The sequence below is a fragment of the Yersinia sp. 1652 StPb PI genome (assembly GCF_041538345.1).
In the GTDB taxonomy this organism is placed as follows: Bacteria; Pseudomonadota; Gammaproteobacteria; order Enterobacterales; family Enterobacteriaceae; genus Yersinia; species Yersinia enterocolitica_E.
This window is the reverse complement of record NZ_JAULSM010000001.1, coordinates 969,835-984,631: the sequence shown is the minus strand read 5'-3', so window position 1 is coordinate 984,631 and position 14,797 is coordinate 969,835. Positions and strand designations below refer to the sequence as shown.

The following is a 14,797-nucleotide window of genomic DNA, read 5'->3' as shown; positions in this document are numbered from 1 at the left end:
AAACAACGTCAAGGACGAGGGAGATAAAAGGATATCATCAGATTATGCGGTAAATCAACCACTGATTCAGCACTTTTTCACACATCTTGCTGGCGTTTCGAGTGCTGACTCAATCTCAGAGTTATGATATAAGAGCCGTCTAAAGAGTTACGACTCATTTGTGAATACACTATTACACTAGCAGGAACATTATTATGGTCACGTTTCATACTAATCACGGCGATATCGTCGTCAATACCTTCGCGGATAAAGCGCCGGTTACCGTTGAAAACTTCCTGAACTACTGCCGTAAGGGCTTCTATGATAACACTATCTTCCACCGTGTTATCGACGGTTTCATGATTCAAGGCGGTGGTTTTGAGCCGGGCATGAACCAGAAAACCACGGATGCAACTATCAAAAACGAAGCTAACAACGGCCTGAAAAACACCCGTGGCACCCTGGCAATGGCGCGTACCAACGATCCGCACTCTGCCACTGCACAGTTCTTCATTAACGTTGCCGACAACGACTTCCTGAACTTCCGTTCAGAGCGCCCAGATGGTTGGGGTTACTGCGTATTTGCTGAAGTCACTGAAGGTCTGGACGTTGTTGATAAAATCAAAAACGTTGCTACTGGCCGTAGCGGTATGCATCAGGATGTACCAAAAGAAGATGTGATTATCAAAAGCGTCACTATTAGCGAATAATGACAGCTTAATGAGCACGCTTTTTATTGCAGATCTGCATCTTAGCGTTCAGGAACCGGCAATCACTGCCGGTTTCCTGCATTTTATACAGCGTGAAGCCATTCATGCTGATGCGTTATATATCCTGGGTGATCTGTTCGAGTCCTGGATTGGCGATGATGACCCCGAACCACTGTACCGGCAAGTTGCCGCTGCGCTGAAATCACTCCAACAACAGGGTGTACCTTGCTACTTTATCCACGGTAATCGTGACTTTTTGCTCGGTAAACGCTTTGCTCAAGAAAGTGGTATGACCCTGCTGCCGGAAGAGATAGTCGTCGAACTGTATGACCGTAAAATTGTTATTTTACATGGTGATACACTGTGCACCGATGACACCGACTATCAGCATTTTCGTCGTAGAGTACATAATCCACTGATTCAAAAACTGTTCCTGTGGCTACCTCTGCGTTTTCGTTTACGCATTGCGGCTTATATGCGTAACCAAAGTCAGCAGAACAATAGCGGCAAATCTGAACTTATCATGGATGTAAATCCACAAGCAGTGATTGATAGCCTCCAACGTAATGGCGTCAGTTGGATGATCCACGGGCATACGCATCGCCCAGCGGTTCACACCGTAGCACTCCCCGCCACAACCGCCCATCGAGTGGTTCTTGGTGCCTGGCATGTTGAGGGGTCGATGGTCAAAGTCACGGCAGACAACGTTGAGTTGATTAAATTCCCATTTTGACCTTCAGGTTTATCTGGCTAGTGGGTATAAAAAACCGATAAATCCCACTAAAAGCCGCGACGCAACCGTTTTCCTCGCCTTTGGCTCATGATATGCTCTACGCCCTCTTCGCCAGTCACGATTTAAGTAAAATCATTCTGGCCGACGCTTGCGCAATCACAGGAGCTTTACACTCATGGGAGCTAACCTCGATTCGGCTTATGCAGCCGGGGTTAAAATCGCTATCGTAATGGGGTCCAAGAGTGACTGGGCCACCATGCAGTTCGCCGCTGACGTGCTCACCACGCTCAATGTTCCATTTCATGTGGACGTTGTCTCCGCACACCGCACCCCCGATAAGCTGTTCAGTTTTGCCGAGTCGGCCCAAACCAAGGGCTTACAGGTGATAATTGCCGGTGCCGGTGGTGCTGCACATCTGCCAGGTATGATTGCGGCAAAAACGCTGGTACCTGTTTTAGGTGTTCCGGTACAAAGTGCTGCGCTGAGTGGCGTCGACAGCCTGTATTCGATTGTACAAATGCCGCGCGGTATCCCGGTGGGAACCTTGGCTATCGGTAAAGCCGGTGCCGCCAATGCCGCTTTGCTGGCCGCACAAATATTGGCATTGCACGATGCTGAATTAGCCGCTCGTCTGGCTGATTGGCGCAAAAGCCAAACTGACGAAGTGCTGGATAATCCAGATCCTCGGGTGCCAGACTTACAGGTGAAGGCATGAAACCAGTTTGCGTATTAGGTAATGGTCAGCTAGGGCGCATGCTGCGTCAGGCTGGCGAACCCCTGGGTATTGCCGTTTATCCGGTGGGTTTGGATGCAGAACCTGAAGCCGTGCCTTATCAGCACAGTGTGATTACCGCCGAGATTGAGCGCTGGCCAGAAACGGCGTTAACCCGCGAACTCGCCACACACACGGCTTTTGTTAACCGCGATATCTTCCCGCGTCTGGCTGATCGCCTGACACAAAAGCAATTGCTCGATAGCCTGAATCTGCCAACCGCACCGTGGCAGCTATTAGCAAGTAGTAGCGAATGGCCGCAGGTCTTTGCAACATTAGGTGAGCTGGCCATTGTCAAACGTCGGGTCGGAGGCTATGACGGACGTGGTCAGTGGCGGTTGCGGGCAGGTGATCAGGATACCTTACCGACTGATGCTTACGGTGAATGCATCGTTGAGCAAGGGATTAACTTCAGCGGTGAAGTTTCGCTGGTCGGCGCACGCAGCAGCCAGGGCAAATCGGTGTTTTACCCGTTAACCCACAATCTGCATGAAGATGGCATCCTGCGCATGAGTGTGGCTTTGCCACAGCCCGATAGCAGATTACAGCAACAAGCTGAAAAAATGCTGTCAGCCATTATGGATGAGCTGAATTATGTTGGCGTAATGGCCATGGAGTGCTTTATCGTTGGCGACAATTTGTTGATCAATGAGCTGGCACCACGGGTGCATAACAGCGGCCACTGGACGCAAAATGGTGCGTCAATAAGCCAGTTTGAACTGCATCTGCGCGCCATTTTGGACCTGCCCTTACCGACGCCGGTGGTCAACACCCCGTCAGCGATGGTCAACCTGATTGGCACGCCAGTGAACATCGAATGGCTATCTCTGCCGTTGGTGCATCTGCACTGGTATGAAAAAGAAGTGCGCGCAGGCCGTAAAGTAGGTCATCTGAATTTGAACCACCCCGATGGCGCACAATTACGTGCTGCTCTGGTCGCACTTGCGCCGTTGTTACCAGCGGAATACCAGAACGCGCTGATCTGGGCGCAGGATAAGCTGTAACTCATCTGGCCTGCCCCACAAATCGTTGGCGTTGCAGCCACACTGCAACGCCAGATTACCCAAGTGGGCTAACTGTCATAATTGCGGAACAGCGCCCTTCCCTGTAACAAACGCGCACCTAACCAACCGCCACACAGTGACAACAATAGTGCGCCAGCCAGTGGCAACAGCCACCACATCACCCAATTAGGCTGCCACGGGAAATCAAACACTAAGCGCTGTAATGCCCACAGTGCCGCCTCTGCCCCGATGGCAGCCGCCAGCCCGGCGACCAACCCCAGTAGGGCAAACTCCCACCACAAGGTACCCCGCAGTAAGCGTTTACTTGCGCCAAGTGTCCGGTAAACCACCAGCTCCTGACGGCGCTGACGCATCCCTACTTGAACCTGCGCTAACAGCAACAAAGTGCCACAGATGATAACCAGTATCACCATCACTTCCAGTGCACGACTCACCTGCTGCAACACCTGCCCGACCTGTTTAAGCATCGCGCCAATATCCAGCAAACTGAGTGTTGGGAACTGCCGATTCAGTTGTGTCAGCACCTCCCCGTCTCCTTGATAGCGGAAACTGGTCAGCCAGGTTTGTGGCTGTTTATCCAATGCACCTGGCGGGAAGATAAAGTAGAAGTTTGGCCGCAGGCTTTCCCAATCCACCTGACGAATACTGCTAACTTTGGCTTCGAATGACTGCGTATCGCCGCTAAATGTCAGTTTATCGCCGATTTTAATCCCCAGCCTGTCAGCAATTCCTTGTTCCATCGACACTTCATCGGCTTTAGGTGGCCATTGACCGGCGGTCAAAATATTGTGCGCCGGTAAATCTTGCTGCCAAGTCAGATTCAATTCACGGTTAACCGCCTCACCACCGGGTTCATCTTCACGCACCCGCTCGGTGGCCAGTTGCTGGTTAATTTCAGACAGCCGTACCCGCACGATAGGATAGAACGTTGATGGCGTTATCTGATGTTGCGTCAGAAACTCAGTTACCTGTGGCACCTGTTGCGGTGTCATATTCAGCAAGAAGTAATTCGGGCTGTCCGGCGGCAATTGTTGCTGCCAACGATCCAATAGATCCCCACGCAGTACCAATAACAATGCTAACAGCATAAAGGATAAAGAGAATGCCGCCAGTTGCGTTAACGTCATCCACGGTTGACGTAGCAAACGGTTGATTGCCAGCCGCAATGATAGACGGGTAACAGTCAGGCGGCGCAACAGTACCAGACTGCCCCAGCCAATCACGCCCAGTAATAACGCCAATACCACCATGCCAGCCAGAATGGCCCACAATAACGCGTTCCCCCCCATCAGCAATGCCAATAAGCCAATCACGATAACCAACATTGCAGGAATAAAGTAACGCAGCGGCCAAACATTCGCGGAAACATCACGGCGCAAAACCCGTAGCGGCTGGGTCGCGAGCAGTTGCCGATAGGGGCGCACACCCACCAGCAGCGAAATCAATACCAGCGAACCCATTGACCATACCCATGGCCATAAACCGGCTGCTGGCAATGCGGCCGGTAATACCGGTGACAATAAACGAACTAAAACCTTCTCGAATAAGAGGCCAATCACGCTGCCACACAGGCCTGCCAACACCAGCACCGACAGCCACTGACCGATAATCAACCGCCGCAGTGCACGGTGTCCTGCACCTAATGTTTTCAGTACCGCAACTAAATCATAGCGGCTACGGCAATAGTGGCCCATCGCCACCGCAACGGCAGCAATCGAAAGTAGTAACGTCAATAGCGCCGATAACAGCAAGAACTGCTGCGCCCGTTGCAGCGATTTCCCCAACGCGCCACCTGATTCTTGTAAACCATACAACCGCTGCTCTGGTTTCAATTGTGGCGTAAGCCAGTCACTAAATTGGGTCACGCCATCAGGCTGGCCGGCGAACATATAACGATAGGTCAGACGGCTACCCGGCTGAATCGCACCGGTCTTTTCCACGTCAGCCAGATTGATCAAAATACGCGGCGCGGTTTGGAATGGATTAAAGCCAGAATCAGGCTCCTGAATCACTTCACCGACAATTTTCAGTGAAGTATCACCGACATCCAGCATATCGCCGACCTTAACCCCAAGCAGCGACAACAGCCTTGGAGCCACCAACACCGTACCCGGTTCAAGCACCGCGCCAGCAGGCAACGTATCTAATTTGCCATACAGCGGATAGGCTAAATCTGTGGCTTTCACATCAGCCAGTTGTGGGCGATCGCCCGCGAAGGTCATGGTCATAAACGATAACTGGCGACTGACGGTCAACCCTTGCCGTTTAGCTTCCAGCAACCACGCTTCAGGAACCGGATGCGCCGCGCTCAGCACCCGATCGCCGGCCAAAAAATCGCGGCTTTGCTGACTTAGCCCTTTTTCCATCCGGTCACTGATGGTACCCAGCGCCAGCACACAAGCCACCGCCAGTGTTAATGCCAGCCAAACAATTAACAGTGAGGGTGAGCGCCACTCACGCCAAAACCAGCGCCAAATCATGCTTCCTCCCACAATTTGCCGTCCCGCAGCCGCAAGCGGCGCTGACAACGCCCCGCCAGTTGTACATCATGGGTAACCAGAATCAGTGTGGTGTCATAATCCCGATTCAATGAAAACAACAAATCAGCAATTCTGTCACCGGTATGGCGGTCAAGATTACCGGTCGGTTCATCGGCAAATAACACTTTAGGCCGCCCACTGAAGGCTCGGGCCAGTGCTACCCGCTGCTGCTCACCGCCAGAAAGCTGAGCGGGCAGATGATGTAGCCGTTTGCCCAATCCGAGTTGCTCTAATAACTCCACCGCATGGGCCTTACTATTGCGTTCGCTCTCTCCACGCAACAATGCAGGAAGCTGAACGTTCTCCAACGTATTGAGTGTGGGTACCAACATAAATGACTGAAACACGAAGCCGACGTTTTTTGCACGTAATTGCGCGCGCCCTTCTTCATCCATCGCGGTCAAAGACTGGCCGAGTAAACTCACCTCACCACTGCTGCCATCATCCAGGCCTGCCAGAATCCCCAGCAAAGTTGACTTGCCTGAACCCGACTCACCAATCAGCGCAATTGTCTGGGCGGGTTTGACAACCAGCTCAACTCCGGTAAGGATGGAGAGCTGTTGCTCACCCTGGCCGACGTATTTATTAAGATGATGAACTTCAAGAACGTTTTCCGCTGGCATCTTCCCTTCCTTTTACTGTTGGGATTATTCAGTTTGCGTGCCGCCGCAACCGATACACTGTTAATTCTTGGCGATAGCTTAAGCGCCGGTTACCGCCTGCCGATTGCCCAAGCATGGCCTTCACGGCTGGATAAAACATGGCAGGGAACACCGTCACTGCCGAAGGTAGTCAACGCCAGTATCAGTGGTGACACCGCCGCTCAAGGTTTGGCCCGCCTACCGGCCCTACTCAAACAACACCAGCCGCGCTGGGTGCTGATAGAACTGGGAGCAAATGACGGCCTGCGTGGTTTTCCAACGCAAGATACTCAACGGGATCTGACACAAATTATCAATCAGATATTGGAAGCAAAAGCCCAACCTTTATTGATGCAAATCCGTATTCCGCCTAACTATGGTCGCCGTTATACTGCTGCTTTCACCGCGATGTATCCACAACTGGCACAGCAATTTAACATTCCATTGGTTCCTTTTTTTATGGAAGCTGTTGCTGTGAAACCGCAGTGGATGCAGGATGATGGCTTACACCCTAACGCCGCGGCCCAACCCTTCATCGCCGATTGGATGGCGCAACAACTTAAACCATTAGTGACCAATAAGCAGTAATAGCACTTGTTCAAACAAATAGAATCACTCACCAGGTAAAGTTATGCAAAAAACTGTATTAATTACCGGTTGTTCCAGCGGTATCGGGCTGGTTGCAGCACAGGATTTGAAAAACAGGGGCTATCGCGTACTGGCCGCCTGCCGTAAACCTGATGATGTGGCAAAGATGACGCAATTGGGTCTGGAAGGTATTGAACTGGATTTGGATGACAGTGCCAGTGTGGAACGTGCTGCTGCGCAGGTTATCGAACTGACTGGCGGGCGCTTATACGGCCTGTTTAACAATGGTGGTTTCGGCCTGTATGGCCCATTGCACACCATTTCACGCCAGCAGTTGGAAAAGCAGTTTTCCACCAATCTATTCGGCACCCACCAGCTCACGCAATTGCTGTTGCCAGCAATGTTGCCTCACGGCGAAGGGCGTATAATTCAAACCAGTTCGGTGATGGGGTTGGTTTCTACCGCAGGTCGCGGCGCTTATGCGGCCAGCAAATATGCGCTGGAAGCCTGGTCTGATGCACTACGTATGGAACTGCACGACAGTGGTGTACATGTTTGTCTGATTGAACCCGGCCCGATCAGTACCCATTTTACACAAAACGTCAATCAGGCCGAGGCCGATAAACCGGTCAATAATCCCGGTATCGCAAAGCGATTTACCCTGCCCCCGCAGGCTATATTACCGAAATTACGCCATGCACTGGAAAGCCCGCGCCCACAATTGCGCTATCCTGTCACATTAGTGGCCCATGCATTGACCCTATTGCGCCGCATCCTACCGGGGCGAATGTTAGATAAAGTCCTGCGCGGTAATGCCTAACTGACTATCCAAAAATAGTTGGGGTTGAAGCAACATAATCTGCCCCCATCTAGTGTTAAAACGGATGAGAGAAATAATTCATGCTAGCACCTACTACGATTGATATTACTGAAGCAAACCTACACCAGGCCTTAGAACAATCCATGGCCGTGCCGGTACTGTTCTACTTTTGGTCCGAACGCAGCCAGCATTGTCTGCAACTGACCCCAGTGCTGGATAAACTGGCCGCAGAATATGCCGGTCAATTCATTCTGGCTCGTGTCGACTGCGATGCAGAGCAGATGGTGGCGTCACAGTTTGGTTTACGCTCAATTCCGGCGGTTTATCTGTTTAAAGACGGTCAACCGGTTGATGGCTTCCAAGGACCACAGCCGGAAGAGGTTATCCGCGAGCTATTACAACGGGTATTGCCGAAACCTGAAGAATTGAAAGTTGCCGAAGCTGCACAATTGTTAAGCGAAGGCAAAGTGCAAGAAGCACTGCCACTGCTGAAAGATGCCTGGGCGCTGAGTGGGCAAAACAGTGAAATTGGCCTGCAACTGGCTGAAGTGCAAATTCAGTTGAACCGCAGTGAAGATGCTGAAACAGTGTTGGCAACCATTCCACTGCAAGACCGTGATACCCGTTATCAAGGGCTGATTGCTCAGATTGAGTTGCTCAAACAAGCTGCCGACACGCCAGAGATCCAACAGTTACAACAGCAACTGACTGAACAGCCTGATAACGTCGAACTCGCGGTGCAATTGGCGCTACAACTGCATCAGGTTGGCCGCAATGAAGAGGCTTTAGAGCTGTTGCTGAGCCATCTGAAGAAAGATCTGGCTGCCGCGAACGGTACTGCACGTAAGACATTAATGGATATTTTAGCTGCACTAGGCACCGGCGATGCACTGGCCGCCAAATATCGTCGTCAACTTTACTCATTACTGTACTGACAGCGAAAGTTAATCGCCATAACCTTTTTGGCGATCCCCTTATTTGCTACTGCGCGGGGGCATCCCGCGCGGTTTTATTCTGCCTCAGCCAAGTTTTTTCTCATTTACACGCTTTTACCTGCCTTTAGTTAGGCATTTAACCACCGGTCACGTAATATTAAGAAACAAATATCATTGCTGACAGGAAGTTAAATATGTTTACGGTCATCCCTGTTCTTATCGTTGTAGCCCTGATTGTGGTGTTTTCCTCAATCAAAATTGTTCCACAAGGTTTTCAGTGGACTGTCGAGCGTTTTGGTCGTTATACCAAAACCCTGATGCCAGGCTTGAACATCGTTGTGCCATTTATGGATCGTGTTGGCCGCAAAATCAATATGATGGAACAAGTCTTGGATATCCCATCCCAAGAGATCATTTCCCGCGATAACGCCAACGTAGCAATTGATGCCGTCTGCTTTATCCAGGTTATTGACCCAGTAAAAGCAGCTTATGAAGTCAGCAATTTGGAATCGGCCATCATCAATTTGACCATGACCAACTTCCGTACTGTTTTGGGTTCTATGGAGCTGGATGAAATGTTGTCGCAACGTGACAACATCAACGGCCGCCTGTTGCATATTGTTGATGAAGCCACCAACCCGTGGGGCATTAAAGTGACACGTATTGAAGTCCGTGATGTGCGCCCACCGGCTGAGTTGATTTCTGCGATGAATGCTCAGATGAAAGCGGAACGTACTAAACGTGCTGATATTCTGGAAGCCGAAGGGGTTCGTCAGGCCGCAATTTTGCGTGCTGAAGGTGAGAAGCAATCACAGATTCTGAAAGCTGAAGGTGAACGTCAATCCGCATTCTTGCAAGCAGAAGCCCGTGAGCGTGGTGCTGAAGCTGAAGCCCAAGCCACCAGAATGGTTTCTGAGGCTATTGCTGCCGGTGACATTCAAGCCATTAACTACTTTGTGGCACAGAAATATACCGACGCACTGCAACACATCGGCTCCGCCAATAACAGCAAAGTCATTATGATGCCGCTAGAAGCCAGCAGCCTGATGGGTGCTATCGGTGGGATTGCAGAACTGATTGGCGAGAGTAAAAACAGCCGAGGTAAATAACCATGCTGGAGGAAATTGCCGCGAATCCAAGTTGGTTTTGGCTATCCCTCGGCGGGCTGCTTCTGGCCGCTGAGATGCTAGGTGCCAGTGGTTATATGCTGTGGAGCGGCGTTGCCGCCGTAGTCGTGGGCGCGTTAGTCTGGCTATTTCCCTTCAGCTGGGAGATGCAAGGCGTGCTATTTTCCGTCCTGACGGTGGTTGCTGCATTCCTGTGGTGGTATTGGCTGAGTAAACGCATCAAACCACAACCTGCCATGCTGAATCAACGTACCCATCAGCTGTTGGGTACGCGGGCCACATTGACCGAACCAACCATTGATGGTTTTGGTCGCATGCGGGTTGGTGACAGTAGCTGGCGTATTTATTGCGCAACCGAACTGGGTGTTGGTACCGAAGTTGAAGTGATATTCGTGGAAGGCAATACCTTGCATGTCCGCGCCATCCCTCAGTAATACCTATATTATCGTCAGTAGCATATTGACCGGCAGGCCGTCAGTTGAGTGGCCTGTCAGTTAACCAACAACCGCCTCATCCCCCACAACCGTCTGTTTGTTAACAACTTTATCCTTATCATCGCCAGCCTGCTTAGCTGCCGAATGACAACATCCCGACAAATTATTGATAATCGGGCAATCAGCGCCATCATCCCCTGGGCACTCATCTGCCAACGCTAACAAGCGCAAGCGCATCTGGTTAAGATCATCAATATGTTGCTCGATTTCCGCAACCTTTAGCAGCGTCGCCGCTTTCACATCCGCGCTGTGGCGGGCCGGGTTATGAAATAATGCCAGTAACTCGCGACATTCATCCAGTGTAAAGCCAACCTGCCGTGCCTGACGTAGCAGGGTTAACTCTTCAATGTGTTTGGCACTGTAGCTGCGATAGCCGTTATCAGTGCGGATAGGCGGTGTCAGCAGTTTTTTTTCTTCGTAGAAACGTATGGCTTTGCTGGTTAAACCGGTTTTTTTTGCCACATCGCTTATGTTCATATTTCCCCCTTGACCTTCCCCTTGCTGGAAGGTTTAACCTCCATAATTAGTGAAAACAACGATGTCAGTCAAGCGGAATAAAACCTGTACAGCTTAAGGTTATGGATAAATCCATTATCAGCGACGATAAGCGATGTGACTGGGATTACCGACTAAACTTATCCCGACGAAATGAACGGATAAGTGGTTACTCGATAAGGAGTTAATTATGTTGCAAACCACAGTGCTGGCCTTGCATGGCCTTTCCTGTATGAATTGTGCCAAGCGAGTGAAAACCGCCTTAGAAAGTCGTGAAGATATTCATCATGCTGAAGTCGACGTTAACTATGCCAAAGTGACCGGTGAAGCCGATATCAACACGCTGATTGATACTGTCAAACAAGCCGGTTATCAGGCAGAAGCAGCCCAAACACCCGATACACAATTACAGCTCTCTGGCTTAAGCTGCGGCCATTGTACTGAAGCCACACGCCAAGCTCTGGAAGCCGTTCCCGGTGTAATTGCAGCCGTGGTGAGTGTGGATAGCGCTAAAGTGTATGGTAAAGCTGATCCGCAGGTGCTAATTAGCGCAGTGGAACAGGCGGGTTATCACGCCGCACTGCCAGGTGCCCCATCCCCAAAAACTGAGCCGCTGACTGACTCAGCCCCATCTCAGCCGGAATATCAGGCAGCGGCCTCTTCAACCATTCCGGCAGTAACAAGTGATATTAATGCTAACCCAACCACAGCGGTGGATATCGATAGCGTCCAGTTATTGCTAACCGGGATGAGCTGTGCCAGTTGCGTATCCAAAGTACAACATGCTCTGGAAGGTGTTGATGGGGTTGAGGTTGCGCGCGTCAATTTGGCGGAGCGTAGCGCGTTAGTAACCGGTAACCCAAGCAATGAAGCCTTAATCGCAGCCGTCAAAAATGCCGGTTATGGTGCGGAGATTATTGAAGACGAAGGCGAGCGCCGCGAACGTCAGCAACAGATGTCGCAAGCCAGTATGAAGCGCTTCCAATGGCAAGCAGCACTGGGCCTGCTGTTGGGTATCCCCCTGATGGGATGGGGGTTATTTGGCGGCAGTATGACGCTAACGCCAGAAACCCAGACACCGTGGCTTATTGTCGGGGTGATTACTCTGCTGGTGATGATATTTGCGGGTGGCCATTTCTATCGCAACGCCTGGGTCAGCCTGAAAAATGGCAGTGCCACCATGGATACCTTAGTGGCACTAGGTACCGGAGCGGCGTGGCTCTATTCCATTACGGTGAATATCTGGCCGGATGTTTTCCCGATGGAGGCGCGCCACCTCTATTATGAAGCCAGCGCCATGATAATCGGTTTGATTAACCTTGGTCATGCGATGGAACAACGCGCCAGACAGCGTTCATCTAATGCGTTGGAGCGACTGCTGGACCTGGCACCACCGACAGCACGGCGGGTATCTGACGACGGTGAGCAAGTGATCCCTCTGGCTGAGGTCCAATTGGGCATGACCTTGCGTCTGACTACCGGTGACCGAGTACCGGTTGATGGTAAAATTGTGCAGGGCGAAGTGTGGATGGACGAAGCCATGCTGACCGGCGAACCTATCCCACAACAAAAATCAGCAGGTGATGTGGTACATGCAGGTACCCAAGTACAGGATGGATCGGTACTGTTCCGCGCCAATGCCATTGGTAGCCAAACCACACTGGCTCGCATCATCAAACTGGTTCGTCAGGCGCAAAGCAGTAAACCAGAAATCGGCAAATTGGCGGATCGAATCTCAGCGGTATTTGTGCCAACCGTGGTGGCAATTGCTGTTATCGCCGGACTGATTTGGTATTTCCTCGGTCCACAGCCTCAGTTGGTGTACACCCTGGTGGTTGCTACCACAGTGCTCATTATCGCTTGTCCCTGCGCGCTTGGACTGGCGACGCCGATGTCTATCATCTCTGGCGTCGGGCGGGCGGCCGAGTTTGGTGTTTTGGTACGTGATGCCGATGCATTGCAGCAAGCCAGTAATCTCGATACGTTGGTGTTCGACAAAACCGGCACGCTAACGGAAGGTCACCCACAAGTAGTGGCAATTCATACCTTTAACGGTGTCAGCGAACAACAAGCGCTGGGATGGGCCGCAGCACTAGAAACCGGCTCTAATCACCCATTGGCTCGCGCTATTTTGCAACGTGCCGAAGGGCTGACGCTGGCTACCGTCAGTCAGTTCCGCACCTTACGTGGCTTGGGTGTCAGTGGTGAAGTTGACGGCATTCCTTTGTTGCTAGGGAACAACCGCCTGCTGGAGGAACAGAGCATTGATACCCGTGAGTTGCAATCACTCATGCAGCAGCAAGCTGAAAGTGGTGCCACCCCGGTTATCCTCAGCGCGATGGGTAAACCCGCGGCACTGCTGTCGATCCGCGACCCACTGCGCAGCGACAGTGTCAGCGCTCTGCAACGATTGCATCAGCTGGGATACAGTCTGGTGATGTTAACCGGTGATAACCCAATTACCGCCAATGCCATTGCCAAAGAAGCCGGTATTGATCAGGTGATCGCGGGGGTGTTGCCGGAGGGTAAAGCTGAGGCTATCAAGCAACTGCAAGCCGCCGGACATAAAGTGGCGATGATTGGTGATGGTATCAATGATGCCCCTGCACTGGCACAAGCGGATGTTGGGATTGCCATGGGGGGTGGTAGTGATATCGCGATTGAAACTGCGGCTATCACGCTAATGCGCCACAGTCTGCATGGGGTTGCGGATGCCGTGGAGCTTGCCAAAGCAACATTGCGCAATATGAAGCAAAACTTATTGGGTGCGTTTTTCTACAACGCACTGGGTATTCCGATTGCGGCGGGAATTCTGTTCCCGTTCACCGGAACATTACTTAGCCCGGTGGTGGCAGGGGCGGCCATGGCGCTGTCATCCATTACCGTAGTCAGCAACGCTAACCGTTTGCTGCGTTTTAAACCTAAGCAGTAAGCGCTCCTGATATCCCCAAAGTCATTGGCGTTGCAGGTAGGCTCAGGGATGGGCCGAGTAACAAGAGCAGCTAACCCCCTGCGGCTGCAAATACAAAGGGTATAACCTAATGGCGCACAACACTTTCATGTGCGCCATTTAGCGTTTAGCATGTTAAGAAATGCTAAAAAGGGAACCACATGGATATGGGCCAATTATTACGCCACATCGCACGATTTCTCGGTATCCTGACACCGGCGACCTACCCCTATCCGGCGTTGGATATCACCTTACCCGGTGAACGCCACTTCCATATGGTCGGCAGTATTCATATGGGAACCGAGAACATGTTCCCCCTCCCCCACGAATTACTGAATAAATTGAATCAGGCTGATGCACTTATTGTCGAAGCTGATATCACCGACACCTCCTCACCTTTTGGTACCGATACCCTCAGCGAAGCATTAATCGATAGATTATCTGAGGAGCAATATCAGCAACTGTTACAGCGCTGCGAAGAGCTGAGCACTGATCCGCACTCGATGGCCTTTCTACCGGCATGGCAGGTCGCCTTAATGCTTCAGGCTCGCCAGGCTCAACGTCTGGGATTGCGTGGGGAATACGGCATCGATTTTCAATTATTGAAAGCGGCAGCAGCACAAGAAAAAAGTGTTATAGAGTTGGAAGGAACACAAATGCAACTCGATTTACTGGAGACATTACCTGATAACGGCATGTCTTTACTGCTTGATACTCTGACCCATTGGCACACCAACGCACGCCTGCTGCAAACCATGATTGGCTGGTGGCTGGAACATCCCCCAACCAATAACCTAACCACACTGGCACCAACTTTTAGCCAAAATCTATACGATGTGCTGATGATTCAACGGAATAAACGCTGGCAGCAGCAACTAGAACATCTGCCAGCCGGGCGTTATGTGGTCGCGGTCGGTGCACTGCATCTGTATGGCGAGGGTAATCTTCCTGATTTGTTGCAACTCGGCGAGCAGTAATCACCAATAAA

At 51.3% G+C, this 14,797-nt stretch carries 14 protein-coding genes; 11 read left to right on the top strand and 3 right to left on the bottom strand.

The features are described 5' to 3' along the window. The first annotated feature begins 194 nt into the window (after nucleotides 1-194). The 4 genes from ppiB (at nucleotide 195) to purK (ending at nucleotide 3,198) form a co-directional block, all read left to right on the top strand. Nucleotides 195-689 carry a peptidylprolyl isomerase B gene (gene ppiB / locus Q2T71_RS04365; RefSeq protein ID WP_005182430.1) on the top strand — a complete coding sequence of 165 codons (495 nt, stop codon included), beginning with the start codon at nucleotides 195-197 and terminating at the stop codon, nucleotides 687-689. 10 nt (nucleotides 690-699) lie between these two features. Further along, nucleotides 700-1,422, top strand: a complete 723-nt coding sequence (locus tag Q2T71_RS04360) for a UDP-2,3-diacylglucosamine diphosphatase (protein ID WP_372558236.1) — start codon at nucleotides 700-702, stop codon at nucleotides 1,420-1,422. A 175-nt stretch (nucleotides 1,423-1,597) separates the two neighbouring features. Next, nucleotides 1,598-2,137 carry a 5-(carboxyamino)imidazole ribonucleotide mutase gene (purE, locus tag Q2T71_RS04355; protein ID WP_372558235.1) on the top strand — a complete coding sequence of 180 codons (540 nt, stop codon included), beginning with the start codon at nucleotides 1,598-1,600 and terminating at the stop codon, nucleotides 2,135-2,137. Further along, a complete protein-coding gene (gene purK / locus Q2T71_RS04350; protein WP_372558234.1) occupies nucleotides 2,134-3,198 on the top strand; it encodes a 5-(carboxyamino)imidazole ribonucleotide synthase in 1,065 nt (354 codons plus the stop codon). Before purE ends, purK begins: the two co-directional genes overlap by 4 nt. A gap of 68 nt (nucleotides 3,199-3,266) precedes the next feature. Here purK and ybbP read toward each other — a convergent pair whose 3' ends face one another. Then, the gene (gene ybbP / locus Q2T71_RS04345; protein ID WP_372558233.1) at nucleotides 3,267-5,699 is read right to left on the bottom strand and encodes a putative ABC transporter permease subunit YbbP; all 2,433 of its coding nucleotides are present in this window, start codon (nucleotides 5,697-5,699) and stop codon (nucleotides 3,267-3,269) included. Continuing rightward, complete coding sequence (gene ybbA / locus Q2T71_RS04340) at nucleotides 5,696-6,382, bottom strand: putative ABC transporter ATP-binding protein YbbA (RefSeq protein ID WP_372558232.1); 687 nt, start codon at nucleotides 6,380-6,382, stop codon at nucleotides 5,696-5,698. The genes ybbP and ybbA overlap by 4 nt, the downstream gene beginning before the upstream one ends. On the opposite strand from ybbA, the gene tesA reads away from it, so the two are divergent. From tesA to Q2T71_RS04315, 5 genes are all read left to right on the top strand, one after another. Next, nucleotides 6,353-6,988 carry a multifunctional acyl-CoA thioesterase I/protease I/lysophospholipase L1 gene (tesA, locus tag Q2T71_RS04335; protein WP_372559845.1) on the top strand — a complete coding sequence of 212 codons (636 nt, stop codon included), beginning with the start codon at nucleotides 6,353-6,355 and terminating at the stop codon, nucleotides 6,986-6,988. The two genes, ybbA and tesA, sit on opposite strands and share 30 nt — an antisense overlap. 43 nt (nucleotides 6,989-7,031) lie before the next feature. Then, nucleotides 7,032-7,808: an SDR family oxidoreductase gene (locus Q2T71_RS04330; protein WP_372558231.1), complete on the top strand. Its 777-nt coding sequence runs from the start codon at nucleotides 7,032-7,034 to the stop codon at nucleotides 7,806-7,808. Between the two features lie 80 nt (nucleotides 7,809-7,888). Beyond that, nucleotides 7,889-8,743, top strand: a complete 855-nt coding sequence (locus tag Q2T71_RS04325; protein ID WP_083159919.1) for a co-chaperone YbbN — start codon at nucleotides 7,889-7,891, stop codon at nucleotides 8,741-8,743. Nucleotides 8,744-8,937: 194 nt separating this feature from the next. Further along, entirely contained in the window at nucleotides 8,938-9,852 is a 915-nt protein-coding gene (locus Q2T71_RS04320) for an SPFH domain-containing protein (RefSeq protein WP_004704953.1), read from the top strand. Between the two features lie 2 nt (nucleotides 9,853-9,854). Further along, entirely contained in the window at nucleotides 9,855-10,304 is a 450-nt protein-coding gene (locus Q2T71_RS04315) for an NfeD family protein (protein WP_083159921.1), read from the top strand. Nucleotides 10,305-10,364: 60 nt separating this feature from the next. On the opposite strand, the gene cueR is transcribed toward Q2T71_RS04315, so the two are convergent. Next, a complete protein-coding gene (gene cueR / locus Q2T71_RS04310) occupies nucleotides 10,365-10,841 on the bottom strand; it encodes a Cu(I)-responsive transcriptional regulator (RefSeq protein WP_372558230.1) in 477 nt (158 codons plus the stop codon). Between the two features lie 208 nt (nucleotides 10,842-11,049). Between cueR and copA the strand changes: the two genes are divergently transcribed. Continuing rightward, on the top strand, nucleotides 11,050-13,791 hold the full coding sequence (gene copA, locus Q2T71_RS04305) for a copper-exporting P-type ATPase CopA (protein ID WP_372558229.1): 2,742 nt from the start codon (nucleotides 11,050-11,052) through the stop codon (nucleotides 13,789-13,791). A gap of 185 nt (nucleotides 13,792-13,976) precedes the next feature. Continuing rightward, complete coding sequence (locus Q2T71_RS04300) at nucleotides 13,977-14,786, top strand: TraB/GumN family protein (protein WP_372559844.1); 810 nt, start codon at nucleotides 13,977-13,979, stop codon at nucleotides 14,784-14,786. Nucleotides 14,787-14,797: the final 11 nt, after the last annotated feature.

Excerpts from the sequence above, each read along its gene's own strand:
- Q2T71_RS04330 (WP_372558231.1), top strand. The coding sequence starts at position 7,032 with ATGCAAAAAACTGTATTAATTACCGGTTGTTCCAGCGGTATCGGGCTG.
- Q2T71_RS04320 (WP_004704953.1), top strand. The coding sequence starts at position 8,938 with ATGTTTACGGTCATCCCTGTTCTTATCGTTGTAGCCCTGATTGTGGTG.
- Q2T71_RS04360 (WP_372558236.1), top strand. The coding sequence starts at position 700 with ATGAGCACGCTTTTTATTGCAGATCTGCATCTTAGCGTTCAGGAACCG.
- Q2T71_RS04300 (WP_372559844.1), top strand. The coding sequence starts at position 13,977 with ATGGGCCAATTATTACGCCACATCGCACGATTTCTCGGTATCCTGACA.
- copA (WP_372558229.1), top strand. The coding sequence starts at position 11,050 with ATGTTGCAAACCACAGTGCTGGCCTTGCATGGCCTTTCCTGTATGAAT.
- Q2T71_RS04325 (WP_083159919.1), top strand. The coding sequence starts at position 7,889 with ATGCTAGCACCTACTACGATTGATATTACTGAAGCAAACCTACACCAG.
- tesA (WP_372559845.1), top strand. The coding sequence starts at position 6,353 with ATGAACTTCAAGAACGTTTTCCGCTGGCATCTTCCCTTCCTTTTACTG.
- purK (WP_372558234.1), top strand. The coding sequence starts at position 2,134 with ATGAAACCAGTTTGCGTATTAGGTAATGGTCAGCTAGGGCGCATGCTG.
- purE (WP_372558235.1), top strand. The coding sequence starts at position 1,598 with ATGGGAGCTAACCTCGATTCGGCTTATGCAGCCGGGGTTAAAATCGCT.
- Q2T71_RS04315 (WP_083159921.1), top strand. The coding sequence starts at position 9,855 with ATGCTGGAGGAAATTGCCGCGAATCCAAGTTGGTTTTGGCTATCCCTC.
- ppiB (WP_005182430.1), top strand. The coding sequence starts at position 195 with ATGGTCACGTTTCATACTAATCACGGCGATATCGTCGTCAATACCTTC.
- ybbA (WP_372558232.1), bottom strand. The coding sequence starts at position 6,382 with ATGCCAGCGGAAAACGTTCTTGAAGTTCATCATCTTAATAAATACGTC.
- cueR (WP_372558230.1), bottom strand. The coding sequence starts at position 10,841 with ATGAACATAAGCGATGTGGCAAAAAAAACCGGTTTAACCAGCAAAGCC.
- ybbP (WP_372558233.1), bottom strand. The coding sequence starts at position 5,699 with ATGATTTGGCGCTGGTTTTGGCGTGAGTGGCGCTCACCCTCACTGTTA.